Consider the following 25400-nt stretch of genomic DNA (forward strand, 5'->3'; position numbering starts at 1 on the left):
GGCTCCCGTCGCATCGGATGTCGCGGCATTGGCCGCCCGCGCCCTGAGAAAGTCCAGGCCATCGGGAACCGCGATGCCTCTGACCGAGCCTCACACCAGCCCGGTCAGGTAATAGACCCCGATCACGAGAAACACCGCGCTGGTCTTGAGCACGGTGATCGCGAAGATGTCGGCATAGGCCTGCCGGTGTGTCAGCCCCGTCACCGAGAGCAGGGTGATGACGGCGCCGTTATGGGGCAGGGTGTCCATGCCGCCGCTCGCCATGGCGGCCACCCGATGCAGCACCTCCATGGGGATATGGGCCGCCTGCGCTGCCGCGATGAAGGTGGAGGACATGGCGGCGAGGGCGATGCTCAGCCCTCCGGAGGCCGAGCCGGTGATGCCGGCCAGCGCCGTCACCGTCACCGCCTCGTTGACCAGCGGGTCGGGGATGGCCGACAGGGCCTCGCGGATGACGATGAATCCCGGCAGGGCCGCGATGACCGCGCCGAACCCGTATTCGGAGGCCGTGTTCATGGCCGCCAGCAGCGAGCCGGCCACCGCCGCGCGGCTACCCTCGGCGAAGCTCTTCGAGACCGGCTTCCAGGCGAAGACGAAGACCGTGAGGATGCCGGCCAGCAGCGCCAGCTCCACCGCCCAGATCGCGGTGACCGACGAGACCGTGGTGACGATGGGCTTGTCGAGCCCCGCCAGCATGGTCTCGGTCTTCGCCCCGTAGAGGCGCGGGATGAGCGCGGTGAAGGCGAGGTTCGAGAGGCCGACCACGACGAGCGGCAGCAGCGCCACCAGGGGATGCGCCAGGGCTTCGTCGGAGACGGGCGTCGGCTCGTTGGTGTGGCCGCTGCCGTAGCCCTCTCCTCTGGCCTTGGCCGAGGCGATGCGCCGGTCGAGATAGGCCACGCCGGCCACGAGGATGAAGGCGGCGCCGATCAGACCGAGCCAGGGGGCGGCCCAGGTGTTGGTGCCGAAGAAGGTGGTGGGGATGATGTTCTGGATCTGCGGCGTGCCGGGCAGCGCGTCCATCGTGTAGGAGAAGGCGCCGAGCGCGATGGTGCCGGGGATGAGGCGCTTGGGGATCTCGCTCAACCGGAAGGCTTCCGCCGCGAAGGGATAGACCGCGAACACCACGACGAAGAGCGAGACGCCGCCATAGGTGAGCAGGTTGCACACCAGCACGATGGAGAGCACCGCCCGGCGCGCGCCCACGAGATCGATCACCGCCGTGACGATCGACCGCGAAAAACCCGAGAGCTCGATGACCTTGCCGAACACCGCGCCGAGGAGGAAGACCGGCAGGTACAGCTTCACGAAGCCGACCATTTTCTCCATGAACAGGCCGGAGAAGACCGGCAGCACGGCGGACGGGTCGGTGAGGAGCACGGCGAGGAGCGCCGCCACCGGGGCGAACAGGATGACGCTGAAGCCGCGATAGGCGACGAGCATCAGGAATCCGAGCGCCAGCAGCGCGATGGCGAGGCTCATGACGACGCTCTCATGATGGGGCAACCTCCGGGGCACTCTGCCCCTGTCGGGACGCTCAGCTGATGCTAGAAGCCGCAGCGTGGCAATGCCACAGCGAGGTGACCCGAGACGGACGGCACCTATTTGAAACGGCAGCGGTCCGGTCGGTGCCGCTTCGACTGGTCTGGTGAGGGCACCCCTCGCCGAGGAGCGATGCATGGATTCGTCCCCTCCCCGTTTCGACGTGGCCGTCGTCGGCGCGGGTGCCGCCGGGCTCGGTCTCGCCCTGGCTTTGGCCCGAGAGGGCATCGCCACGGCCCTCGTCGGCCGCCACGCCCCCGTCGCCGATGGACGCACGGTCGCCCTCCTTGACGGGTCGGTGCGCTTCCTCGACGCGCTGGGGGCCTGGGCGGAGGTGGCGCCGCATGCAGCGCCGCTCGCCGAACTCCATATCGTCGATGACACGGGCAGCCTGTTCCGCCCGCCGCCGGCCCGGTTCGTGTCCACCGAGATCGGCCTTCCCGCCTTCGGCTGGAACGTGGAGAGCGCCCGCCTCGTGGAGACCCTGCGGGCGCAGGCCCGGTCGGCTCCCGGCCTGACCCTGTTCGAGAGCGACGCGGTGGGGCTGGAACGGGATGCCGACGAGGCCCGGATCGGTCTGGAAGAGGGCGGGCCCGTCGCCGCTCGCCTCGTCGTCGGCGCGGACGGGGCCCGCTCGCGCATGCGGGAGCAGGCCGGCATCGCCACCAGGGAGTGGTCCTATCCGCAGGCCGCCATCACCACGCTGCTCGCCCACGAGCGCCCGCACCGGGACGTCTCCACCGAGTTCCATACCCGGCAGGGGCCGTTCACCCTGGTCCCCCTCCCCGGTGGGCATCGGTCCAGCCTCGTCTGGGTCACCGGCGCGGGACCGGCGCGGCGCCTCTCCGAACTGGAGGATGCCGACCTCGCGCGCGCCATCGAGAACCAGGCCCAGGCCATGCTCGGGGCCATGCGCATCGACGGGCCGCGCGGGCTCGTGCCCATGCGGGGCCTCTCCGTCGCCTCCCCGGTCGGGCCGCGCATCGCCCTTGTCGGCGAGGCGGCCCACGCCTTCCCTCCCATCGGTGCGCAGGGGCTCAATCTCGGCCTGCGCGATGCGGCGGCGTTGCGCGACAGCGTCCTGGCCGCGACCTCGGACGGGCGCGATCCCGGCTCGCGCCAGGCCCTGTCCGGCTTTGCCCGGTCTCGGTCGCTGGATGCCCGCCTGCGCACGGCGGCGGTGGACACCCTCAACCGCAGCCTGCTCAGTTCTTTAATCCCCATCGACGTCCTGCGCGGCCTCGGACTCCTGGCGATGACGACGATCGGACCGTTGCGCCGCATCGTCATGCGCGAGGGGGTTCTGCCGCGCCTCGGCGCACCCTCGCTGATGCGGTGACGGTCAGCGCCGGGCGAGACTCGTGGGCGATTCCGCCGACCCGACACGTTCGCCCGTCGATCCGGTGGGGATCGAGGCGGCGGGGGTTCCACGGCTGAAGGCGGTGCCGTCGCGCCCGAGGCTCTCGCCATGGGCGAACAGGGCCTTCATGTAATCCTGGTCGAAAGGTGCCGAGCTGGTGCGCGTGAACCGGTTGTCGATCTCGGCCACCTCGAGATCGAGGCCGTTGCGCTCGGCGAAACGCTCCGTGAGGGCGAGCGCCGCGCGGGTCTGCGCCTTGATCGCGGCGGACATCGCGCGGCCGAGCACGCTCAGGGTCGTGCGTGTGGCCATCTGGAAGTCCGGCGTCACCGTGTTGTTGACCACGAGGTAGACCGTTCTCGTGGGAAGCCTCACCTTGGCCTTGCCGAGGATCGCGGCTTCTGGCGCCAGGTAGAACGGCGCGGTGGTGCCGCCATCCGCATGCATCTCCTGGAAGCGCTTCCCGTCCGTACCGACCACGTCGATCATCACCGGCGGGAACACGCCCGGCACCGCCGAGGAGGCGAGGATGATCGAGCGGAACAGGTCGAGTGCCTTCGGGCTGCCCTCGGAGGCGATGGCGCCCATGTCCCACAGGACCGGGCGCTCGCTGTCCACGGCGGTGGTCGCCACCAGCAGGCGCCGTCCCTTGGCGTGCTCGGCGGCGATGTCGGCGAGGAGCTTGCCCGTCACCATCCGGTCGATCCGGCGCTTGAGCGGCCAGGTATCGGTGAGGGCCTCGTTGGTGCCGCCGAACTCGAACACGTCGGCGGCGGAGATCTCGGTATAGGCCCGCGCCAGCGTCGCATCGGCGCTGGAGCCGAGGAAGGCGAAGGGCGCGATCATCGCCCCCGTGCTCACCCCGGTGATGATGCCGAAATCGGGCCGGTCGCCGGACTTCGACCAGCCGTTGAGGAGGCCGGCGGCGAAGGCCCCGTTCTCGCCGCCACCCGACAGGACAAGCCACGGATCGGCCGCCGCGCTCGCCCCGTCGATGAGGCTCTGGAATGCCTTGGTGTCGTCGGCCGCGATCCGTAGCTGGCCCTTCAGGCCGTCGGGCCGGGCCTCGGCGGCGTCACCGGCCGTGAACGGCACGCGCTCGGATGCTCTGGCGGGCGATGCCTTGGAGGAGTCCCTGGGAGAAGCGGTTCTCGCCGGAGCGCCCGCATGGGCCGGAGCGGCTTCGCCCGGCGCGGCGACGCTCAGCATCGCGACGAGGCCGGCAGCGTAGAGGAGACCGTGTCGGGTCGATGATCCGGACATGAGAGAGTGTCCTTGATGAGTCTCGAAACGCCCGCCTCTGTTGCGAGAACCCGGCCTGTACCCGCCGGTTCCTACCCGCTGCACGGGCCCCTGCGTCGAACATGCGCCAGCGCACGTCGTTGGGAAAGTGGTCTTCGCCTCGAACCCGCCTTTACGTGGGGGGTAACCTTGACTAACCGCTTCGAGGCTAGAGCCTCACCCCGAAAAGTCCGACCCGAGTTTTCGGCAAAGATAATGCGCCCTGAACATCCTATGGCATCGTCCTGAATACGATATCCAGAGCGATGACCTAGTCCGACGATTGATCGACACACGGAGCCCGAGAACCCATGAAATTGCCGCGCCGCTTCTTCCAGCCCCTCGCCACTGGCGCCCCGGCCCCGTTCCGTGACCTGCCGGTGAAGCTCGAGCGGATGATCCACTTCGTGCCGCCCCACAACGACAAGGTCCGCGCCCGCGTGCCGGACCTCGCCGCCACCGTGGACGTGGTGCTCGGCAACCTCGAGGACGCCGTGCCGGTCGACCAGAAGGAGGCGGCCCGCAAGGGCTTCGTCGCCATGGCGCAGGCGACCGATTTCGCCGCGTCCGGCACAGGCCTGTGGACCCGTATCAACGCCCTCAACAGCCCCTGGATTCTCGACGACCTGTTCGAGATCGTGTCCCAGGTCGGGGACAAGCTCGACGTGGTGATGGTGCCCAAGGTCGAGGGTCCGTGGGACATCCACTACATCGACCAGCTCTTGGCCCAGCTCGAAGCGAAGCACGGCGTCGGCAAGCCGATCCTCGTCCACGCCATCCTGGAGACGGCCGAGGGCGTCGCCAACGTGGACGCCATCGCCTCCGCCTCCCCGCGCATGCACGGTATGAGCCTCGGCCCCGCCGATCTCGCCGCCTCCCGCGGTATGAAGACCACCCGCGTCGGCGGCGGCCACCCAGATTACCGGGTCATCGCCGACCCGACGAGCGACGGCGCCGCCCGGGCCAGCGCCCAGCAGGACCTCTGGCACTACACCATCGCCAAGATGGTCGATGCCTGCATGGCCAACGGCCTCAAGGCCTTCTACGGCCCGTTCGGCGACTTCTCGGACGGGGATGCCTGCGAGGCCCAGTTCCGCAACGCCTTCCTCATGGGCTGCGCCGGCGCCTGGACCCTGCACCCGAACCAGGTCGCCATCGCCAAGCGCGTCTTCGCCCCCGATCCGGCGGAGGTCGCCTTCGCGGTGCGGATCGTTGAGGCGATGCCGGACGGCACCGGTGCGGTGATGCTCGACGGCAAAATGCAGGACGACGCCACCTGGAAGCAGGCCAAGGTCATCGTCGATCTGGCCCGGCTGGTGGCCGAGAAGGACCCGGAACTCGCCAAGACCTACGGCCTGAAGTGACCTCTGGCCCGAACTGAGATGGCCTCCCCTGGCTCCCCTCTCCCCGCACGCGGGGAGAGGGCTTCATGCCCCCTCGTCGGGGCATGAAGCGAGCCGGCAGCCGACGGTGAGGGGGCGGCTCAGGCACAGCCTCGTTCGTTCGCCCCCCCTCACCGCCGCTTCCCGCAGCCACGGATCCCGAAGCGATCGGCCGGATGCCGTCCGGGATGGCTCCTTGCGATGCGGCGTGGCAACGCCGCCGATGACAACCTGTCCGACGCATCCTATTTTGGCGTCATGACCGATCTCCCTCCCACCGGAACCCAGACGCGCACCGCCAAGTTCGGCCTCGGCGCCGTGGTGCGCCACCGGATCTACCCGTTTCGCGGCGTCGTCTTCGACGTGGACCCGATCTTCGACAACACCGAGGAATGGTGGCTGGCGATCCCCGAGGAGGTCCGGCCGCGCAAGGACCAGCCGTTCTACCACCTCCTCGCCGAGAACGCGGAGAGCGAGTACGTGGCCTACGTCTCCGAACAGAACCTCGTTCCCGATACATCCGGTGAGGCCCTGCGCCATGCCGGGATTCCGGAGGTGTTCGAGCGGGATTCGGACGGCGCCTACCGTCTCCGGAGCGCGCACGCGAACTGAGTGCGGGACGGTCCCCCACGGCATGGGGCGCCGTCGTCGAATGTGCGCATGAAAAAGGCCGGGCGACGAGCCCGGCCTTTTTCATGTTTGGATCGAGGCCAGGAGCCGGTCTCAGGGCTTCGGAGCGGCACTTCCGGCAGCGGTACCGGCGGCGTTCTGCTTCTCCAGGTTCTTGCGCATGTCTTCGCTGCGCTTCTCGAGCTCGGCCTGGAGCTTCTTCTGCTGCTCTTCCAGCACCTTCGGGTCCACGGCCGGGCCGTCGAAGGCCTTGCCGAAGCCGGCCAGCGGCACGGCGAAGGTCACCTCGCGCTGGGCCTGGTTCTGGACGCTGATGTTGAGGGTGGTGCCCTTCTTCAGCGCGTTCACGAGGTCGTTACCGACATTGCCGGCTTCGGCGAAGCAGCCGTTGGGGAAGCACACGGCGAACTTGCCCGGGGTCGCCTGCTGGCCATCGACGGTAAAGCGGATGCCGGGGCCGAGGAGCAGGCCGAGCGGCAGCAGGTAGCGCACCACGCGCACGCTCTGCTGGGCATTCTTCATGTCGTAGACCGCCACGGCGAGGACGGGCTGGCCCTGGTCGGAGACGAAGTCGCGGGTGGTGTAGCAGACGTCGGTGCTGGTGTTCTGGTCCTTGCCGCACACCTTGGTCCAGTCGGCCTGGGACGGCTCGGACTTCACGTTGACGATCTGCGGGCCGGCCGGCTGCTGGGCGGCCGGGGTCTGGGTGGCCGGAGCCGCCGGTGCCGGGGCGGCCGGAGCGGGGGCCTTGCCCTTCGGCGCCTGGGCGAAGGCCGGTGCCGCCAAGCCCGCATTGCCCATCATGCCGGCCAGGGCGAGGATCGCGGCGGCGCGCATCGGGCGCGCGGGACGGTTGGCAAGGAACATCAGCTCTGACCTCTTGGATATCGCGAATGACGAAGGAATGCTGCGGCTCTCGAGCCCAGCAAGGCGTTTCCTGAACTCGATGGTGCGGACCGAAACCCGCGGACGGTGTTCGGTCGAGCCCTCGCCGCCCTGGTCCGCGCGGTCAAGCCCTCGGCGCGCGCAAATTGCCCGTTCCCGGAGCTTGGATGGCCAACCTGGCCCGCCAAGGCGCCGGACGGGGCGCTCAACGCCTCGAACCCGCTCGAACGACCGGGCGGCCTGCTTCCCTGCGGAATGCGGCGAAGACATGACACCTGTCTCGTCCGGATGAGCGCGATCGTCCCCGTTCGGCCTCCTCGACACGGATCGGTTTAAGCAAGATTTAACCCTAATCGTCCATGACCGGAGGGCACGAGGAGTCGATGCGCGCGGGGAGTTGAGCGGAGGTGTCGGCGCAGCCAGCGATCATGTCCTTTCGTGACGCCCTCCCCGTCCCCGTACCGGCGGACAGCCCCGTCGCGCCGAGCCAGCGCTCGGAAACGGCCAGGCCCGGCCTGTGCACCTTGCTGGCGGCGACCGCCCATGCCGATCCCGGCCGGGTCGCCTTCGTGGATCCGAAGGACAAGGCAGGCTGGTCCGGGCGCGGCCCCATCACCTGGACCTATGGGGCCGCCGCCGAGATCGTCGCGCGCCTCGCCAACGGAATGCGACAATGGCGCCTGGCTCCGGCGAGTCGGGTCGGCCTCATCGCCGCCGCCGGGTCCGAGACCCTGCTGTCCTACCTCGCCATCGAGGCCGCGGGCCACATTCCCTGCCTCCTGCCCCAGGCATGGGACGAGGATGCCCTGGTCTCCGGCATCCAGGCCGCCGGCATCCAGGCCGTGCTCACCCAGTCCCGGGTCGCGGGAAAGCTTCCGGCCGAGTGCCTGCGCCAGGTGGCGGTACGCTATTTCGGCCTGCGCTACCTCGCGGCTTTCGGACCGGACGTGCCCGACGGCGTCATCAGCCTCGACGGCATGGTCCTCGACGGACGCGGCGGCCCCTTCGCACCGGAGAGCGCCGGGCTCGTCACCTTCGCCGCCGCCGATCCCGCGCAGCCGGTCTATCGTCCCGCCGACGCGCTGATCGCCACCATCGCCGTCCATCTCGCCACGGCCCGGGTCGCCCCCCGCGAGCGCATCCTGACCCTCCTCGCTCCCGTCGACCTGAGGGGGCTCGTCACCGGTCTCGGTGCCGCCCTCGTGGCGGGGGCCGGCCTGGAAATGGTCGGGCCGTTCGATGCCGGCCGCTTCGCCGAAGCGCTGGGCCGGCCAGGCCCGACCCATCTCGTCGCGCCGGCCGCCCTCGAACGCAATCTGGCCGCGAGCCGCAGCCCGGACGGACTCGAATCCATCGTCCTGGCCCATCGGTTACCGACCCGCCTTCACGCCCGGCTGCTGGCGCCGGCCTCCGTCCATGCCCCGCGACGGGTGGTCGATGTCCTCGCCTTCGACGAGACGGCGCTCCTCACCGCCTCGCGGGCCGACGGGGATCTCGCCCACTTCCTTGCGGATGCTCACCCGCTGGCGCCGTTTCCGGCCCTGCTCGATATCGCGCGGGACGAGGACGGGCGATTCGCTTTCCGGGGTCGCGCCTCCGGGGCCAGCCCATTGCAGCGCGGAATTCCGCCGGGAAAAACCGCCGATCTCTGGAATGCCGTGCCCTTCGCGGCAAAAATATTTGCCGGCCGAGCAACCGAGATCGTCCGCTGCTGATCGTCTCGGCTTCGGGTTTTGCCCGAAATCCACCGCTTTCGAGGAATGGTGCGCGGCCATCGCGAATGGCCAAGATTCAGTGTGCTTGGAAAATAAAATCTGCTTGTGAAAGCAGTTTCTTATAGTGATCGGCTGACGTCATGTGTGAAGGCGGGCAAGCGCGTGACGTCGCCGTCCGACCCCGGGACATCGGCCGGGTGGCCGCAGTAATTTCGCCCCACAGCCGGCGAACCATCCGGGTTGACGTGTGTTATCGCACAGGTCCCTTCCCAAGGGGCGATTGATGGGCTAACCCTGACAGTCATGAGTGCGCTGCAACAAGTGTTGGTCGTCGATGATGGTCACCGCGCCATCGATCACTCCCTCGCCGCCGAGCTTGCCGAGCTGGGTTATGCGAGCGTTACCGCATCCCTCGAGGCCGCCGACGACGTTCTCGCCGTCATCGCCCGCCCCGCGGCCATCCTCCTTCAGACCTCGTCCCGCCTCGACCCGGCCTATGCCATGCTCTCGGAGCGCCTGCGTGAGCAGATGCAGCAGGCGGGCATCCCCGTGATCGTCATCGACGGTGTGACGGGGCGTGGCGGCGGTTCCGCGATCGACCTGCAGAGCCGCATCGGGCCTTACGTCCTGAACCAGCCGGATCTCTGACACCGACGATGAACAGGTCGTCGTAGGCGACTGAGCGAGATCGAGAATTTACATGCGAGGCGGGCCGTTGGGCCCGCCTTTTTTCGTGGTCCGGTGCGATGCCGTTCAGGCCGCCTTCTTCTTCGTGGCGCGGGCGATCTTCGACAATTCGCGAAGGATCGAGGTCGTGATCTTGAGGCGCTCGGGAATGGAATCGAGCTCGCGGATGAACACGATGCTCATGTCCGGGCGGACCTTGGCGAAGGAAGCCTGACCGCCGACGAAGGCCACCAGCCCCTGCGGATTGGCGAACGACTTGTCGCGGAAATGCACGACGACGCCCTTCGGCCCGGCCTCGACCTTCTCCACGTTGGTGTCGCGGCACAGGATCTTGATCGTGACGATCTTGAGGAGCTGCTCCACCTCCGGCGGCAGCGGTCCGAACCGGTCGATGAGCTCGGCGCCGAAGCTCTCCATCTCGGCGTCGTTCTCCAGGGTGGAGAGCCGGCGATAGAGGCCGAGGCGGACGGTGAGGTCCTCGACGTAATCCTTCGGGATCGTGACCGGGGCGCCGAGCGCGATGGTGGGCGACCACGCCTCCTCCACCGGCTCCTCGATGCCGGCCTTGAGGGCCGTGACGGCATCCTCCAGCATCTGCTGGTAGAGCTCGTAGCCGACCTCCTTGATATGGCCGGACTGGGCGTCGCCGAGGAGGTTGCCGGCGCCGCGGATGTCGAGATCGTGGGAGGCGAGCTGGAAGCCCGCCCCCAGGGTGTCGAGGGTCTGGAGCACCTGGAGGCGCTTCTCCGCCTGCACGGTGAGCTGCTTGTTGGCCGGGGTCGTGAACAGGGCGTAGGCGCGGGCCTTGGCGCGCCCGACGCGGCCGCGTAGCTGGTAGAGCTGGGCGAGGCCGAACATGTCGGCCCGATGCACGATGAGCGTGTTGGCGGTGGGGATGTCGAGGCCGGATTCGACGATGGTGGTGGAGAGCAGCACGTCGAACTTGCCCTCGTAGAAGGCCGTCATCACGTCCTCGAGCTGGCCCGCCGCCATCTGGCCATGGGCCACCGCCACCTTGGTCTCGGGCATTTCGGTGTCGAGGAAGCGCTTCACCTCCGCCAGGTCCTCGATGCGCGGCACCACGTAGAAGGACTGGCCGCCGCGATAGCGCTCGCGCAGCAGAGCCTCGCGGATCATCAGCGCGTCGAACGGGATCACGAAGGTCCGCACCGCGAGGCGGTCCACCGGCGGCGTCGCGATGATCGAGAGCTCGCGCACCCCGGTCATGGCGAGTTGGAGCGTGCGCGGGATCGGGGTCGCCGACAGGGTCAGCACGTGGACATCGGCCTGGAGCGCTTTGAGGCGCTCCTTGTGGGCCACGCCGAAATGCTGCTCCTCGTCGACGATGATCAGGCCGAGATCCTTGAACGCCACGTTCTTGGCGAGGAGCGCATGGGTCCCGACCACGATGTCGACGGTCCCGGCGGCCAGCCCCGCGCGGTTCTGCTTCATCTCGGCGGCGGAGACGAAGCGCGACAGCTGCGCCACCTGCACCGGCAGCCCCTTGAATCGCTCCGCGAAGGTCCGGTAATGCTGGCGCGCCAGCAGGGTGGTGGGCACCACCACCGCCACCTGCTTGCCGCCCATCGCGCCCGCGAAGGCGGCGCGTAAAGCCACCTCGGTCTTGCCGAAGCCGACATCGCCGCAGACGAGGCGGTCCATCGGGCGGCCGGCATTGAGGTCGGAGAGGACGGCGTCGATGGCCGTGGCCTGGTCCTCGGTCTCCTCGAAGACGAAGCGGGCGGCGAACTCGCCGTAAAGCCCATCCGGGGCCTGGAGGCGGGGTGCCTGGCGCACGAAGCGCTCGGCCGCGATCTTGATGAGCTGGCCGGCCATCTCCAGGATGCGCTTCTTCATCTTGGCCTTGCGGGCCTGCCAGGCACCGCCGCCGAGACGATCGAGGGCGACCTCCGCATCTTCCGAGCCGTAGCGGGTCAGAAGCTCGATATTCTCCACCGGCAGCAGCAACAGGCCGCCGGCATACTGGATCTCCAGGCAATCGTGCGGCGCGCCCGCCGCCGTCACCGTCTTGAGGCCGACGAACCGGCCGATGCCGTGATCGGCATGGACCACGAGATCGCCGGGCTGCAGCGCCTGCACCTCCAGGATGATGTCCTGTGGCCGTTTCGACTTGCGCTTCTGGCGCACCAGCCGGTCGCCGAGGATGTCGCCTTCCGAGATGACTGCGAGCTTGTCGACAATGAACCCGGAATCGAGCCCCCACACCGCCACCGCCATGTCGGTGCCGCGCTTCAGGGCGTTCACCGCCGTGAGGGTGTTGATGGAGACCGGCTTCTTCAGGCCGTGATCGGTGAGCACGCCGCACAGCCGGTCGCGCGAGCCGTCGGACCAGGATGCGAGGATCACATGATGACCCGATCCCTGGAGCTCCTTCACATGCGCGACGGCGGCGTCGAACACGCTGGCCGTCTCGTCCGCCCGCTCGGCGGCGAAGCTGCGGCCCGCCTTGCCCTCGCAATCGATGGTGAGGCGGTCCGGGCTTTCGGGCACCGCGAAGGGCGAGAGCCGGGCGACGGAGGCGGCGGCGACCCGCTCCTTCCAGTCGTTCTGCGTCAGGTAGAGGGAGGACGGCCTGAGCGGCTTGTAGGGCGCGACGCCGGTGGAGGGCGTCTTCATCGCCTCGGCGCGGGCGTCGTAATAATCGCGGATCAGGGTGAGTCGCTCGGCGACCGCCTCCTCCGCCTGCGCGTCGAAGACCAGCGGCACGCCCGGCACGTAGTCGAACAGGGTGTCGAGATGGTCGTAGAACAGCGGCATCCAGTGCTCGAGTCCGGCATAGCGCCGTCCCTCGCTGATCGTTTCGTAGAGCCGGTCGTCGCGGGTCGCCGCGCCGAAGGTGGAGATGTAGCCCTGGCGGAAGCGCCGGATCGTCTCAGTGGTCAGTTGCACCTCGCTCATCGGAACGAGGTCGAGGGAGCGGAGCGAGCCCACCGTGCGCTGGGTCTCCGGGTCGAAGGCGCGGATCGATTCCAGGGTATCGCCGAAGAAGTCGAGGCGGATCGGGTTCGGCAGGCCCGGCGGCGACAGGTCGAGAATGCCGCCGCGCACGGCGTATTCACCCGTCTCGCGCACCGTCCCCGTGCGCAGGAAGCCGTTGGCCTCGACCCAGGCGGTGACGGTGTCCATCGGCACCACGTTGCCGATCGCCGCCGAGAAGGTCTCCACCGCGATCTTCTCTCTGGGAGGCACCCTCTGGATCAGGGCGTTGACGGTAGTGCAGAGGATGCGCGGCTGTTCCTCGGAGGAGCGCGAGCGCGAGAGCCGCGACAGCGCGGTCATCCGCTGGGCGGCGATGGCGGCGTTCGGAGAGACCCGGTCGTAGGGCTGGCAGTCCCAGGCCGGGATGCTCATCACCTCGATCTCGGGGGCGACGAATTTCAGCCCGGTCTGGAACGCGTTCGAGCGCCCGGAATCACGGGCCACATGCACCAGCACCGCCGGCCCCTCGAAGCTCCGGGACAGGGCGCGGGCGAGATCGGCCACCACCACCGCGTCGAACCCTTCGGGCACGTTGGCGAGCGTCGGACTGTCGCCGCGCTTCAGCGCCTCCAGCGCACGGGCGAGCGCACCGGATTTCGGCAGGGCGAACCGCGCCGTCTGCGGCTTCGGAGCGGGAGCGGGCGCTTTGGGCTGGGGCTTGGCCATCGGGTCGGGGTTTCGAACTCATGGGAAAGTGTGACGCGACGCGCCTCCCTCCCCCCTGTGGGGAGGGACCGAGGGTGGGGGTGGTTGGGTGACAATCCAACTGCGGAGGCGAGCGGCGCTACCCCCACCTCCAACTCCTCCCCACAAGGGGGAGGAGAGCCCCGCATCGCCTGGACCGCTAGTGAATCGGCGCGTCGTGCTTATGGAACGCCTGGAGGCGGCGGTATACCGGCGTGTCGTAATTCTGCGGCGTCTCGTCCTCGCCGGTGAGCCAGCGGAACAGGTCGCGGTCGGGCACTTCGATCAGGGCCTCGAAGGTGGTCAGCTCCTCATCGCTCAGCGTGCCGATCTCCGCATCGGCGAAACGGCCCATGATCAGGTCCATCTCGCGCATGCCGCGATGCCAGGCGCGGAAGAGGGTGCGGCGGCGGCGCGGATCGAGATCCGCGCTGGTGCGGGTGGTTCCGGACATGGGGTCAGCCTGTGATGCTGCGATCCTGGGATCCCCGGATCGGTGGAGTGGTCGGATCGCGCGAGGTTCAGCGCAGGCCTTTTCAGCGCAGCCCTCGCGCAAGCGTGACGATTGCGCCCACGATGACGATGGTCTGGAATCCGATAGCCGACAGGACCCATTTGAGAATGTCGTATTTCGACTCCGCGATCTCGGTCTTGAGGTCGGATTTCGTCACCAACGTCGACAGATCGGTTTCCCGCGTCTCGCGAAGGACGCCAGTCACGGCCTCCGCCTGGTCGTCCGAGAACCCGGCGGCTTTCAGCTTCCTGGCGATGGCGAGAGTATCGAGGGCGATCGTGGCCATGGTGCGTGCGCCGGAATTCCATGCCGCAATGTCCACAACGGGACCGGCTTCCCAAATATGGCCGATCCCGACAGAGTTGCAACGCCGCCGGACCATATCGTCACGCGCGGCGGCAGCGGCAAAGAGATCGTTGCCCGGCTCGGTCCCCGCATTCTATGCCGGTCTCATGCTCTCTCCTCCGGACATGACGGATACGCGAGGTCCGGCACTGTCATCCCGCCTTCGGGTGTCTTCCGTCCCGCATCCAGACGAGGGATGGTCGCTTCGCCCATGACAGACGAACCCCGCTCGACGAACCTGCGCCCCAGCATCCTCGATCCGCTCTTCGCCCAGGCCCGGACCCTCCCCGGCGTCGGGCCGAAGATGGCGCCGCTGATCGAGCGGCTCCTCGGCACGCCCGAGCAGCCCGCGCGGATCGTCGATCTCCTGTTCCACCTGCCCCAGGGCGGGGTGGCGCGCACGATGATGGGCTCCATCGCCGAGGCGCCGCCGGGCGAGCCCGTGACGCTGGGCGTCACGGTCACCGGCTATCGCCCGCCCCAGGCCGGGACGGGGCGGCGCCCGTTCCGGGTCCTGGTGGAGGACGGCACCGGCGACATCACCCTCGTCTTCTTCGGCATGCCGCAGGCCCGCGTGGAGAAGATGCTGCCGCTCGGCGCCCATCGCTACATTTCCGGCCGGATCGACCTGTGGGACGGGCACCGGCAGATGGTGCATCCGTCGCGGATCGTGGACGAGGCGGGGCTCGCCGCCCTGCCCGCCGTCGAGCTCGTCTACGGCGCCACCGAGGGCCTGACCTCGCGGGCGATCTCGAAACTGGCGCATTCCGCCCTCGACCGGCTGCCGACCCTCCCTGAATGGCAGGATCCGGCCTGGCTCGCGCGGGAGGGGCTGCCGGGCTTCGCCGACGCGCTCAGGGCCGAGCATCGGCCCGAGGCCGCGCCGCCGGCACCGGCGAGCGACGGCATCACGCCCCGCCCCCCGGCGCGGCGGCGGCTCGCCTATGACGAACTCCTCGCCTCGCAGCTGGCGCTGGCCCTGATGCGCGCCCGCAACCGCCGCGCGCCCGGCCGGGCCAATGCCGGGGACGGGCACCTCAAGGACCGGATCGAAGCCGCCCTGCCCTTCGCGCTCACCGGCGCCCAGGCCCGGGCCGTCGAGGAGATCCGCGCCGACCTCGCCTCCGACCGGCGCATGCTGCGCCTGCTCCAGGGCGATGTCGGCTCGGGGAAGACGGCAGTGGCGCTGCTGGCCATGGCCTCGGCTGTGGAGGTCGGCCGGCAGGCGGCGCTGATGGCGCCCACCGAGATCCTGGCGCGCCAGCATTTCGAGCGCCTGACGGGGCTGGTCGGTTCGCTGCGTCTGCGCCTCCTCACCGGGCGCGACAAGGTTTCGGAGCGCCGAGCGACGCTCGCCGACCTCGCCGATGGCCATATCGATATCGTGGTCGGCACCCATGCCCTGTTCCAGGACAGCGTGATCTTCAAGGATCTCGGCGTCGCCGTGGTGGACGAGCAGCATCGGTTCGGCGTCCATCAGCGCCTCGCGCTCGGCGCCAAGGGGGCGGCGGTGGACATCCTGGTGATGACCGCGACGCCGATCCCCCGCACCCTGGCGCTGACCTGCTTCGGCGACATGGACGTCTCGGTCCTGGACGAGAAGCCGGCCGGCCGCCAAGCCATCGCCACGCGCCTCGTCTCCATCGACCGGCTCGACGAGGTGGTGATGGGGCTCGGCCGGGCGCTTGCCGCCGGGGACAGGGTCTACTGGATCTGCCCGCTGGTGGCGGAATCCGAATATGTCGACCTCGCCGCCGCCGAGGACCGCTTCGCCGACCTGCGGCAGGAATTCGGTGACGCCGTCGGGCTGATCCACGGCAAGATGCCGGGGCCGGACAAGGATGCCGCCATGGAGCGGTTCGCCGCCGGCGAGACGAAGATCCTGGTCTCCACCACGGTGGTGGAGGTGGGCGTCGACGTGCCGGAGGCGACGATCATGGTGATCGAGCATGCCGAGCGCTTCGGTCTCGCGCAATTGCACCAGCTGCGCGGTCGGGTCGGGCGCGGGGCCAAGGCTTCGACCTGCCTGCTGCTCTATCGCGGGCCGCTGGGACAGGTCTCCCGTGCCCGCCTCGAAATGATGCGCGAGACCGATGACGGCTTCCGCATCGCCGAGGAGGATCTGCGCCTGCGCGGCGAGGGGGAGGTGCTGGGCACCCGGCAATCGGGCGCGGCCGCCTTCCGCCTCGCGAATCTGGAGAGCGATGCCAGCCTGCTGGAAGTGGCCCGTGACGATGCTAGGCTCATCGTCGAGCGCGATCCCGGCCTTAGATCCGAGCGTGGCAGGGCACTCCGGGTGCTGCTCTACCTGTTCGAACGGGACGCGGCGATTCGGTTGCTCGGAGCCGGCTGAGCCGATTCGCCGGCTGAACGAGCCCCGCGCCAAACCTGAACGCATCGCCACAAAAGCGACGAATCGGCCCCCGATGACGTCTGCGCAGTTCAGCTTCACGAACCATGGCACCGCAGCCGCAGAACGCCGGAAATCCCTTATCTTTCAAAGGGTAGGCTGACTTCCGGACCTCTTTCCCCGAGCCGTTGTGCGGTGCCGCACGGACTTCCTGAACTTGAAATGAACGTATTCTCCCCTTAACTGAACATGAACGAACAGCCCGCCAGACTGGGCTGCCACACAGAATTCAGGAGGATGGATATGTCTGCCGGACTGTTCCAAAACCTACCGGGTGCCCATGAAATGGGGAGCGTCCACGCCCTTCCGAGCGAGCCTTGGCTGCTTCCGATCTCGGATGGCAAGGAGCCCGCGCTGAAGACGACGGACGATGTCCTCCTCGCGGTCCGTCAATCCGCCCGCCCCTTCCAGATCGCGGCGAATGCCCTGATGGTCCTGCTCTTGGTGGCCGTCACTGCCCAGATCGCCATGGGCTGGGGTGGTTCCACCATTGCCCCGCACGCCAACAGCCATGTCGCCGATGCCTCGCCGCCGACGCTGCCCATCGAGAAGGCCTCGATGACGGTCCACAACTAGGCGCGTTCGAGCAGGGCTCCCGAAAGGCGAATTCGCTGTTCGGGAGATGTGCGTCGGGTCGACGTCCCTGCCCAAAGACTTGCACCGGCAGCCCTGCATGGGCGAGCGTTTCACTCCGTGCTGACGAGCTTCTCCTGGCGACGTGACGAGGCTTCGAGCGCCGCCTCCGGCCCGGTGGCCTGCCCGTTCTGAGCCGCACGGATCGATGCCGCCATGGCCTGCAGCCTGACCTGCGGGTCCTCCGGCTGGATGACCCCCGCCGACATGACCAGCTTGGCCGCGTCGTCGATGCTCATGGGCACTTCGATGATGTCCGCCCGCGGCAGGTAGAAGAAGAACCCCGTCGTGGGGTTGGGCGCACAGGGCAGGAACACGCCCACATGGTCGTTCTCCTCGCCGAGCGCCGTCTGCACGTCGGGGCCGGCCGGGGCCGAGACGAACACCACCGACCACGTTCCCTTCACCGGGAATTCGACCAGGCCGACGGTGCGGAACGACGTGCCGTTGGCCGAGAACAGCGTCTCGAAGATCTGCCGCAGACCCTTGTAGAGGCCCGAGATCACCGGGGTTCGCGCGAGCAGCACCTCTCCGAACTCCACCACGCTGCGGCCGACGAGATTGGCGGTGAGGAAGCCGAGCAGCGTCACGGCGATGAAAGCGATGACGAGGCCGATGCCCGGAATCGAGAAGGGCAGGTAATGGTCCGGCAGGTAGCTCGCCGGCACCAGGGGCTTCACCCAGCCGTCGATGAGGCTGATGAACCACCACGTGATGTAGATCGTGATCGCCAGCGGCCCGGCGACGATGATGCCGGTGAGGAAGTAGGTCCGCAGGCGGCTCTTCTTGCTCACCCGAGGTGGCGGCCGTGCTCCGGCGGGGTCTGGTTCCGGCAACGGGGTGAGCGTTTCGCGCACGGGCGGCCTGTCTCGTGGGAGGCCGATCGTCAGCCTGCATGACAAGGGTTAGCGGGTCGGGCGTGTCACCTCAAGCGCGAGGAAGCGCCCCCTGCCCCGGATGATCCGAGGCCGAGGATCACGGCTTGGTCTCGCCGAGCGCCGCCTCTGCCGCCAGCGCCCTCTCCTTCCACGCATCTCGCTCCGCCAGGGCCTCCTTGAGGGCGAGTTCGGCGCGCTGAGCCCGCACGGCGCTGGCCGAGGCCAGGGCTTGGGCCCGTTCGCGGGCGCGGGTCTCGCCGGCCATCTGGACCTTGAGGTCGCGCGGCGTTGCCATGGTTGTGTCCGTTCTCGTCGGGGAGAGAAGTGGCAGGATGCCCCGCCGACGCTGCTTGTGCCAGATCCATGACGTGACGAAGGCGCGGAAGGCCTGTGCCGGCACCCCGTCGTCCCGGGGCCGCGTCGCGGAGCCCGGGATCCAGAAACGCAGGAGGTTCAGAACCTTACCCCGCCGTCAGCGGCATGTCATAGGCGGTCGCCCTGCCCCGTCCGGGGGCTGGGTGTCCTCAGGGCGACGGATGCGGGTCGTTGGCCAGCCGGATCGGTTCGCCGTGCGGGGTCGCGGCGGCGGCGCGCAGGAAGGCGTCGCTGCGGGCCTGGACGCTCGCGGAATCGGTGACGCCGCGTTCGGCGAGCAGGGCTTCCAGGGTCGCGAGCCAGCGTCCGTAATCGGCCGCCGCTTCCGGCTTCCCCTCCGGCCGGATGGTGCGCCCGAGGGCGCGCGCCCATTCCTCCTGCGTGAACAGGCCCCGCTCCTGCAGGGCGACCACCAGGGCGAAGACCTGCGCCTCCCAGGGTTCCGCGAACGGTCCCGGATCGTCGGGCCGGCACATGGCGGTCATTGTGGCGTCACCGGCAGGAGATATCCCTCGAAGGCGGCCACGGTGACGCGCCCGCCCGGGTCGGCGCTCGCCCCCCACAACTCGGCGGCCTCGAACCCCACCGTGTAGAGCCATTGCGGCGGGGCATCCCGGCCCTCCGCGCTGGCATCGGGCAGGACGAAGGCGCCGTGGACCCGCTCGATGACGCCACGCCGGCCCCGGACGTAACGGGGTAGGCGGGTGTGGCCAATGGGGTGGTCGTTGCGGGTCAAGACGGGGTCGCGTACCGCATATAGAGCCGGCGCATCCGGCGGCCGGTCGCTGGGGAATCCCGCGGAGAAGCGAGGCGGGATCTCCTCGGCACGCAGCACGCGTTTGACCGGGCTCGCCGGCCCGGCGCTGGCGCCCGCAGCGATTTCTTCTTGCGTGGCAAGGCCATGCGCGACGATCTGCGCTTCGAGGGCAGCGAGCCAGATCTCGTAATAGCTCGCCGACAGGTACTCCGCCGGGGGCAGCGATTCCCGCGCGGCGCGGCTGCCGTCCAGGGTCCAGGTGCCGGTATAGCCCACCGCCAGAGCCAGGGCGAAGACACGCCGTTCCCATTCCGAATGAAAAACCGGCTCGTTCGCCTCCGGCATGACGGTGCCGAATCCGTGGGCGCCGCCGAGATCCTGCGCGCCGTTCATCGGCCGGCCTTCGGGGTGAGCGGCAGCCCGGTGCCGATCATGGAATCGCGCGTGACCAGGGCGGCGAGCTCGGCCTCGTCGAGGGATTCGGTGCCGGCGGGCCGCAGGGGCAGGACCATGAAACGGGTCTCGGCGGTGGAATCCCAAACGGTGATGCGGGTCGCCTCGGGAAGGGTGAGGCCGAACTCGGCGAGGACCCCGCGCGGGTCGAGGACGGCGCGGGCGCGGTAGGGCGGCGCCTTGTACCAGACCGGCGGCAGGCCGAGCACCGGCCAGGGATAGCAGGAACACAGGGTGCAGACGACGAGGTTGTGGCTGTCGGCCGTGTTCTCGACCACCACCATGTGCTCGCCGCCGCGCCCCCCGATGCCGAGTTCCGCGATGGCCGGCGTCCCGTCGGCGAGGAGCCGTTCCCGATAGGCCGGATCGGTCCAGGCGCGGGCGACGACACGGGCGCCGTTATGGGGGCCGATGCGGGTCTCGTACATCTCGATGAGGGTATCGAGGGCGTCCGCCTCCACGTAGCCTTTCTCCAGAAGCAGCGATTCCAGCGCCCTCACCCGCGCCTCGATGGGGGTGAGGCTGCTGCCATGCGCGTGGTCCGGGTGGTCATGGTGATGGTCGTGATCGTGCGCCATGGCGTCTCGTCCTGTGCCCGGAACGGTCTTCGCGTCGGTTATCCGGCTCGAAGGCCGGCAAGCACGGGGCGCGCCGGGCGATGTGCGAGGGCCAGTCTGCTACCTGAAACGCACGGTGTCGACACAACTCCGAACAGCCTCAGCGCACGGCCTCGATGGCCTCCTGGGCATCGCGGTGATCCTCCGCGGTGGCCTCGGGCTTCTCCTGCCGGGCGGGGGCCTGCGGCGCGGCGCAGAGGCTGACCGTGATCGGGAAATGGTCCGATCCGACGCCGGGCAGCCGTTCCATGTGGCCGAGCAGGAAGTGCTCGCTGAAGAAGACATGGTCGAGGGGCCAGCGCATCACCGGCCATTGCGCGTGGAAGGTCGCGAACAGGCCGCGGCCCCGGCGCGGATCGAGCAAGCCGCTGATACTCTGGAACAATTGGGTCGTGCGGGACCAGGCCACGTCGTTGAGGTCGCCGGCGACGATGGTGGGACCTGGCGCTTCCGCGACTTCGCGGGCGACGATCACCAGTTCGGCGTCGCGCGGCGCGCTGCTATGGCCGGGATGCGGGGGGCGCGGATGCAGGCCATGGAGTCTCACTGTTTCCCCGTCCGGCAGCACCACCTGCGTGCGCAGCGACGGCACGTCGTCCTGAAGCAGGAAGCGGATTTCGGGGCCGCGCAGGGGCAGGCGGGAATAGAACAGCAGGCCGTAGGTGTTGTCCTGTGGCTGCTCGACCCGGTTCGGGTAGAGCGCGCGCAACGGAGCCATGGCCTCCTGCCAGGCGGAATCGGTCTCCAGCAGCAGGACGAGATCGGGCGAGCGACGCGTGACGAGATCGAGGGCCGCGCCGTAATTCCTGTTCGTCTGCAGGACGTTGAGCACCACGAGGCTGAGCCGGGCTCCCGGCTCGCAGGCTTTGGCCGCCTTCGCCTGGGTGGCGGCGAGCGGGGTGAAGGGCAGGATGAAGCGGACCTGCATGACCAAAGCCGCCGCCATGGCGAGGGCGAGGATGAGGGAGGTCGTGTCCCTGGAGACCAGAAGGAGGCCGGAAAGGCAGGCCGCCAGCGCCACCGCGATCTGCAGCCGGGGGAAGTCCAGGCTGCGGACGAAGCCGAGATTGGTCTCGATCAGGGGCAGCGCCGTCGCTGCCACGAGCAGACCGGCGATGCCCTGCAGGGCGAGCGTGAGATACGTCAAACCTGGTCTCCGCCGCCGTGCGCCCGTCAGGGAGCCGCCCAACCGGGCCATTCAAGGGGCCATGCGCGTCGTCTCGCGCGACCGCCACGCGGCCCCGTATGACCGCCATGCGACCCCCGCTTCGACCGCCACGCGACCCCGTTTCGAGGCGCGCCTGACAATCGACGGATTCCGGTGGCGGTTCCGGCCTATTCGACCGTCACGGACTTGGCGAGGTTGCGCGGCTGGTCCACGTCTTTGCCCATGAAAACGGCCGTGTGGTAGGCGATGAGCTGGATCGGCACGGCGTAGACGATGGGAGACACGACCGGGTCGAGGTCGGGCATGGTCACCGTCGCCATGGTGTCGAGGCCGGCGGCCGCCGCGCCCTTGGCGTCGCCGATGAGGATGATGCGCCCGCCGCGCGCGGCCACCTCCTGCATGTTCGACACCGTTTTCTCGAAGATCGCGTCGTGCGGCGCGATGACGATCACCGGCACGCTCTCGTCGATGAGGGCGATGGGGCCGTGCTTGAGCTCGCCGGCGGCGTAGCCCTCGGCGTGGATGTAGCTGATCTCCTTCAGCTTCAGCGCGCCTTCCAGGGCCATCGGGTAGCTGGTGCCGCGGCCGAGATAGAGCACGTCGCGGGCCTTCGAGACCTCACGGGCGAGGAGCTCGATCTCGCCTTCCAGCTTGGTCGCGTCCGCCATCAGGCCCGGCACGGTGATGAGCGCGTCGACGAGTTCGCGCTCGCGCTCGGCGCTCAGGGTGCCCCGCGCCCGGCCCGCCGCGATGGCGAGGCACAGCAGCACCGTGAGCTGGCAGGAGAAGGCCTTGGTGGAGGCCACGCCGATCTCGGGGCCGGCGAGCGTCGGCACCACGGCCGAAGCCTCGCGGGCGATGGTGGAGGTCGGCACGTTGACGACCGCCAGGGTGTGCTGGCCCTGGCTCTTGGCGTAGCGCAGGGAGGCCAGGGTGTCGGCGGTCTCGCCCGATTGCGAGATGACGAGGGTCAGGCCGGCCGTGTCGAGGGGCGGCTCGCGGTAGCGCGCCTCGGAGGCGACGTCGATCTCCACCGGCAGCCGCGCCAGGGATTCGAACCAGTATTTCGCCACCAGCCCTGCATAATAGGCGGTGCCGCAGGCGGTGATCGAGAGCCGCGAGAGGTCCTTGAAATCGAACGGCAGCGCCTCGGGCAGGGCGACCCGGCCGTTGGCGAGGTCGACGTAATGGGCCAGCGTGCGGCCCACCACCTCGGGCTGCTCGTGGATTTCCTTGGCCATGAAGTGGCGGTGGTTGCCCTTCTCGACCCGGTAGGCCTGGGCGACGATGCGCTGGCGCTGGCGCGAGACCGGGGTGCCGTCGATGTCGCGGATCGCGGCGCCCTCGCGGGTCAGCACCGCCCAGTCGCCCTCCTCCAGATAGGTGATCTCCTCGGTGAAGGGCGCCAGCGCCAGGGCGTCCGAGCCGAGATAGGTCTCGCCATCGCCGAAGCCGATGGCCAGGGGCGCCCCGTGGCGGGCGCCGATGAGGAGATCGTCGTAGCCGGTGAAGATGAAGCCCAGCGCGAACGCGCCGCGCAGGCGCGGCAGGGCAGCGGCCACGGCCTCCACCGGGCCCAGCCCCTTGTCCATCTCGGCGCTGACGAGCTGGGCTACGACCTCCGTGTCGGTCTCGCTCTCGAAGCGCACGCCACTGGCCTGCAGCTCGGCCTTCAGCTCGCGAAAGTTCTCGATGATGCCGTTATGGACGACGGCCAGCCGCGCCGTGGCATGCGGGTGGGCATTGGTCTCGTTGGGGCGGCCATGGGTGGCCCAGCGGGTATGGCCGATGCCGATGGCGCCGGGCAGCGGCTCGTCGCGCAGCCTGAGTTCGAGGTTGGAGAGCTTGCCCTCGGCGCGGCGGCGATCCAGCCGGCCATGGGCCAAGGTGGCGACCCCGGCCGAATCGTAGCCGCGATATTCGAGGCGGCGCAGGGCTTCGACCACCTGTCCCGCCACCGCCTCATGCCCGACGATGCCAACGATTCCGCACATGGTCGCTTCTCTCACACGAGGGGCCGGGCCGGAATGGCGGAAGCGGGACAGGCTTCCGACGTCTCCGACCGGGATATTGGCGGTGGCCCACGCAAGGAGCGGCCCAAGCCTTCTGGAAGGGCCTTGTACCGGATCGGAACACGATCCGGCCAGGGCTCCTGCCGTCATGCCATATCCGAGGCCGAATTTGGCTCAACGCCTACATTCACACTTGTTAGCAAAATACTGAAGAGACTAGTTTTTCTTGGATCGAGACGCCTTCATCGCCTGCAATGCCGCCCGCATCCCGCTGGCCATGCCCTCGATGATGCGCTGGCGGCTGCGGGCGATGGCGAGGGCATCGGCCGGCACCGAGGCGGTGATGACCGAGCCCGCGCCGACGATGGCGCCGGCCCCGACGCTCACGGGCGCCACCAGGGCGGTGTTCGAGCCGATGAAGGCGCCGGCCCCGATCTCGGTGCGGTGCTTGTTCACCCCGTCGTAATTGCAGGTGATGGTGCCGGCCCCGACATTGGCGCCCGGCCCGATCTCGGCATCGCCGAGATAGGTCAGGTGATTGGCCTTGGCGCCCTCGCCGAGGCGGGCGTTCTTCATCTCGACGAAATTGCCGATGCGGGAGCCCGTCTCCAGCACCGCGCCGGGGCGAAGCCTCGCATAGGGGCCGATATGGACGCCCTGTGCCAGGGTCGCGCCTTCGAGATGCGAGAAGGCATGGATCACGCACCGGTCGCCGACCGTCACGTGGGGGCCGAACACCACATGAGGTTCCACGAGAACGTCCCGGCCCAACACCGTGTCGACACTGAAGAAAACCGTTTCCGGCGCCACCAGCGTGGCCCCTCCGATCTGCGCCGCGCGGCGCAGGCGCGCCTGGATCGTCGCTTCGGCGACGCTCAACTGGACCCGGTCGTTGACGCCCTGCGCCTCGGCCTCGTCCACGGGCACCACCGCCACGTCGAGCCCGTCCGCCACCGCGAGGGCGACCGCGTCCGGCAGGTAGTACTCGCCCGCCGCATTGGCGTTGCCGATCCGCGTCAGCAGGGCGAGGGCATGGGGGCCGGAGAGGGCCATGAGGCCGGCATTGCACAGGGTGACGGCGCGCTCCTCCGCGCTCGCATCCTTCTCCTCGCGGATGGCGAGCACGCGCCCGCCCTCCGTCAGCACCCGTCCGTAGCCGGTGGGAGTCTCCGACGTGAAGGCCAGCACCGCCACCGCAGCCCCGTCGGCCAAGGGCGCGCGCAGGCGGGCGAGGGTGGCCCCGGTGACGAGGGGGGTGTCGCCGAACGCGATCACCACGTCGTCGGAGCCCGCTTCCAGGGCTTCGCGGGCGGCGAGCACCGCATGGGCGGTTCCGAGGCGCTCCACCTGCGGATGGACCGAGGCGCCGGGCGCCGCGCGGGCGATCTCGGCGGCGACCGCCTCCTGGCCCGGCTCCACCACCACGGCGATGCGGTTCGCCCCCGCCTCGCTCGCGGCGGCGAGCACGTGGCCGAGCATGGTCCGCCCGGCCACCGCATGCAGGACCTTGGGCAGGTCGGAGCGCATCCGTGTGCCCTTGCCGGCGGCCAGCACGATGGCGGTCAGGCTGCGTCCGCCCGTTCTGGCGGGCTCGGTGGAATGGGGGGTCTGCGCCGTCATCGTCTCTCCGCCGCTGTCGGGCCGGGGGCCGGTTCGCGTCTCGTCCGGCTGCGCTACTGCGCGGCTTGCCGGGTAGCAAGCCTGCCCGGCCGGCGAGCCGGAGGCGCGGACGGAGGTCCGGTCCGCCCCGTCGCGGTCACTGGCTCTTGAGGATCAGGGTGATCAGCACCGCGGCCACACACACGAACATGACGACCCCGAGGACCAGGCTCGCCAGGGTGGTGGTGGAGATGTAGGTGCCGGCGACGGTTCCCAGCATGCGCGTGACACCGCCTGCCGCCGGGGAAGCGGCGTCACCGGGATGGCCGCAGCCCGGGCAGGCGAGGGCCTGCGCGGAGACCTGTCGCGCGCAGGCAGGGCATGGGATCAGGGTCAATGAGGTGCCTCGTGTGAGGTGAACGACCCACGGAATCTGTCACAAGCGCGGCCATTCGGCCAGTCCGAGCCCCCTC

General features: G+C 69.2%; 22 protein-coding genes. 7 read left to right on the plus strand and 15 right to left on the minus strand.

Annotation, left to right across the window (positions count from 1 at the left end; genetic code table 11):
• Nucleotides 1-90 precede the first annotated feature (90 nt).
• On the minus strand, nucleotides 91-1482 hold the full coding sequence (locus ASF08_RS22590; RefSeq protein WP_056149689.1) for a GntP family permease: 1392 nt from the start codon (nucleotides 1480-1482) through the stop codon (nucleotides 91-93).
• A gap of 196 nt (nucleotides 1483-1678) precedes the next feature.
• Here ASF08_RS22590 and ASF08_RS22595 point away from each other — a divergent pair, with 196 nt between their 5' ends.
• A complete protein-coding gene (locus ASF08_RS22595) occupies nucleotides 1679-2881 on the plus strand; it encodes an FAD-dependent monooxygenase (RefSeq protein WP_056149691.1) in 1203 nt (400 codons plus the stop codon).
• A gap of 3 nt (nucleotides 2882-2884) precedes the next feature.
• Here ASF08_RS22595 and ASF08_RS22600 read toward each other — a convergent pair whose 3' ends face one another.
• Nucleotides 2885-4165 carry a patatin-like phospholipase family protein gene (locus ASF08_RS22600; RefSeq protein WP_056149693.1) on the minus strand — a complete coding sequence of 427 codons (1281 nt, stop codon included), beginning with the start codon at nucleotides 4163-4165 and terminating at the stop codon, nucleotides 2885-2887.
• 329 nt (nucleotides 4166-4494) lie between these two features.
• Here ASF08_RS22600 and ASF08_RS22605 point away from each other — a divergent pair, with 329 nt between their 5' ends.
• Both ASF08_RS22605 and hspQ read left to right on the plus strand, forming a co-directional pair.
• Nucleotides 4495-5547, plus strand: a complete 1053-nt coding sequence (locus tag ASF08_RS22605) for an HpcH/HpaI aldolase/citrate lyase family protein (protein ID WP_018043703.1) — start codon at nucleotides 4495-4497, stop codon at nucleotides 5545-5547.
• Between the two features lie 276 nt (nucleotides 5548-5823).
• Nucleotides 5824-6177 (plus strand): heat shock protein HspQ, encoded by a 354-nt coding sequence (hspQ, locus tag ASF08_RS22610; protein ID WP_056149795.1) that lies wholly within the window; start codon nucleotides 5824-5826, stop codon nucleotides 6175-6177.
• Nucleotides 6178-6288: 111 nt separating this feature from the next.
• Here hspQ and ASF08_RS22615 read toward each other — a convergent pair whose 3' ends face one another.
• On the minus strand, nucleotides 6289-7062 hold the full coding sequence (locus tag ASF08_RS22615) for an invasion associated locus B family protein (protein ID WP_056149696.1): 774 nt from the start codon (nucleotides 7060-7062) through the stop codon (nucleotides 6289-6291).
• A 446-nt stretch (nucleotides 7063-7508) separates the two neighbouring features.
• Between ASF08_RS22615 and ASF08_RS22620 the strand changes: the two genes are divergently transcribed.
• Together ASF08_RS22620 and ASF08_RS22625 are read left to right on the plus strand one after the other, a co-directional pair.
• A complete protein-coding gene (locus ASF08_RS22620; RefSeq protein ID WP_081612738.1) occupies nucleotides 7509-8795 on the plus strand; it encodes an AMP-binding protein in 1287 nt (428 codons plus the stop codon).
• Nucleotides 8796-9098: 303 nt separating this feature from the next.
• Nucleotides 9099-9443: a hypothetical protein gene (locus tag ASF08_RS22625; protein WP_018043707.1), complete on the plus strand. Its 345-nt coding sequence runs from the start codon at nucleotides 9099-9101 to the stop codon at nucleotides 9441-9443.
• A 105-nt stretch (nucleotides 9444-9548) separates the two neighbouring features.
• Here the strand turns inward: ASF08_RS22625 and mfd are convergent, their stop codons facing one another.
• The 3 genes from mfd to ASF08_RS22640 all read right to left on the minus strand — a co-directional run bounded on the left by mfd (nucleotide 9549) and on the right by ASF08_RS22640 (nucleotide 13966).
• The gene (mfd, locus tag ASF08_RS22630; protein WP_056149698.1) at nucleotides 9549-13148 is read right to left on the minus strand and encodes a transcription-repair coupling factor; all 3600 of its coding nucleotides are present in this window, start codon (nucleotides 13146-13148) and stop codon (nucleotides 9549-9551) included.
• 178 nt (nucleotides 13149-13326) lie between these two features.
• Entirely contained in the window at nucleotides 13327-13620 is a 294-nt protein-coding gene (locus ASF08_RS22635; protein WP_018043709.1) for an FAD assembly factor SdhE, read from the minus strand.
• Between the two features lie 82 nt (nucleotides 13621-13702).
• Nucleotides 13703-13966 carry a hypothetical protein gene (locus ASF08_RS22640; RefSeq protein ID WP_018043710.1) on the minus strand — a complete coding sequence of 88 codons (264 nt, stop codon included), beginning with the start codon at nucleotides 13964-13966 and terminating at the stop codon, nucleotides 13703-13705.
• Between the two features lie 270 nt (nucleotides 13967-14236).
• On the opposite strand from ASF08_RS22640, the gene recG reads away from it, so the two are divergent.
• Entirely contained in the window at nucleotides 14237-16378 is a 2142-nt protein-coding gene (gene recG, locus ASF08_RS22645) for an ATP-dependent DNA helicase RecG (protein WP_026175919.1), read from the plus strand.
• 300 nt (nucleotides 16379-16678) lie between these two features.
• Complete coding sequence (locus ASF08_RS22650) at nucleotides 16679-17011, plus strand: hypothetical protein (protein WP_026175920.1); 333 nt, start codon at nucleotides 16679-16681, stop codon at nucleotides 17009-17011.
• Between the two features lie 110 nt (nucleotides 17012-17121).
• Here ASF08_RS22650 and ASF08_RS22655 read toward each other — a convergent pair whose 3' ends face one another.
• The 9 genes from ASF08_RS22655 to ASF08_RS22695 form a co-directional block, all read right to left on the minus strand.
• Nucleotides 17122-17925: a DUF502 domain-containing protein gene (locus ASF08_RS22655; protein WP_187273494.1), complete on the minus strand. Its 804-nt coding sequence runs from the start codon at nucleotides 17923-17925 to the stop codon at nucleotides 17122-17124.
• Between the two features lie 118 nt (nucleotides 17926-18043).
• Nucleotides 18044-18241, minus strand: coding sequence for a hypothetical protein (locus ASF08_RS22660; RefSeq protein WP_018043714.1), 198 nt, complete (start codon nucleotides 18239-18241; stop codon nucleotides 18044-18046).
• 229 nt (nucleotides 18242-18470) lie between these two features.
• Nucleotides 18471-18806, minus strand: coding sequence for a nitrile hydratase accessory protein (locus ASF08_RS22665; protein ID WP_082473330.1), 336 nt, complete (start codon nucleotides 18804-18806; stop codon nucleotides 18471-18473).
• Nucleotides 18803-19471 carry a nitrile hydratase subunit beta gene (nthB, locus tag ASF08_RS22670; protein WP_056149700.1) on the minus strand — a complete coding sequence of 223 codons (669 nt, stop codon included), beginning with the start codon at nucleotides 19469-19471 and terminating at the stop codon, nucleotides 18803-18805. Before nthB ends, ASF08_RS22665 begins: the two co-directional genes overlap by 4 nt.
• Complete coding sequence (nthA, locus tag ASF08_RS22675; protein ID WP_056149702.1) at nucleotides 19468-20109, minus strand: nitrile hydratase subunit alpha; 642 nt, start codon at nucleotides 20107-20109, stop codon at nucleotides 19468-19470. Before nthA ends, nthB begins: the two co-directional genes overlap by 4 nt.
• 139 nt (nucleotides 20110-20248) lie before the next feature.
• A complete protein-coding gene (locus tag ASF08_RS22680) occupies nucleotides 20249-21295 on the minus strand; it encodes an endonuclease/exonuclease/phosphatase family protein (RefSeq protein ID WP_082473331.1) in 1047 nt (348 codons plus the stop codon).
• Between the two features lie 188 nt (nucleotides 21296-21483).
• Nucleotides 21484-23310, minus strand: a complete 1827-nt coding sequence (gene glmS / locus ASF08_RS22685) for a glutamine--fructose-6-phosphate transaminase (isomerizing) (RefSeq protein WP_056149706.1) — start codon at nucleotides 23308-23310, stop codon at nucleotides 21484-21486.
• A gap of 234 nt (nucleotides 23311-23544) precedes the next feature.
• Nucleotides 23545-24948: a bifunctional UDP-N-acetylglucosamine diphosphorylase/glucosamine-1-phosphate N-acetyltransferase GlmU gene (gene glmU / locus ASF08_RS22690; RefSeq protein WP_056149708.1), complete on the minus strand. Its 1404-nt coding sequence runs from the start codon at nucleotides 24946-24948 to the stop codon at nucleotides 23545-23547.
• 136 nt (nucleotides 24949-25084) lie between these two features.
• Nucleotides 25085-25324, minus strand: a complete 240-nt coding sequence (locus tag ASF08_RS22695; protein WP_056149710.1) for a hypothetical protein — start codon at nucleotides 25322-25324, stop codon at nucleotides 25085-25087.
• Between the last annotated feature and the right edge of the window lie 76 nt (nucleotides 25325-25400).

Source organism: Methylobacterium sp. Leaf85 (assembly GCF_001422125.1).
GTDB lineage: Bacteria > Pseudomonadota > Alphaproteobacteria > Rhizobiales > Beijerinckiaceae > Methylobacterium > Methylobacterium bullatum.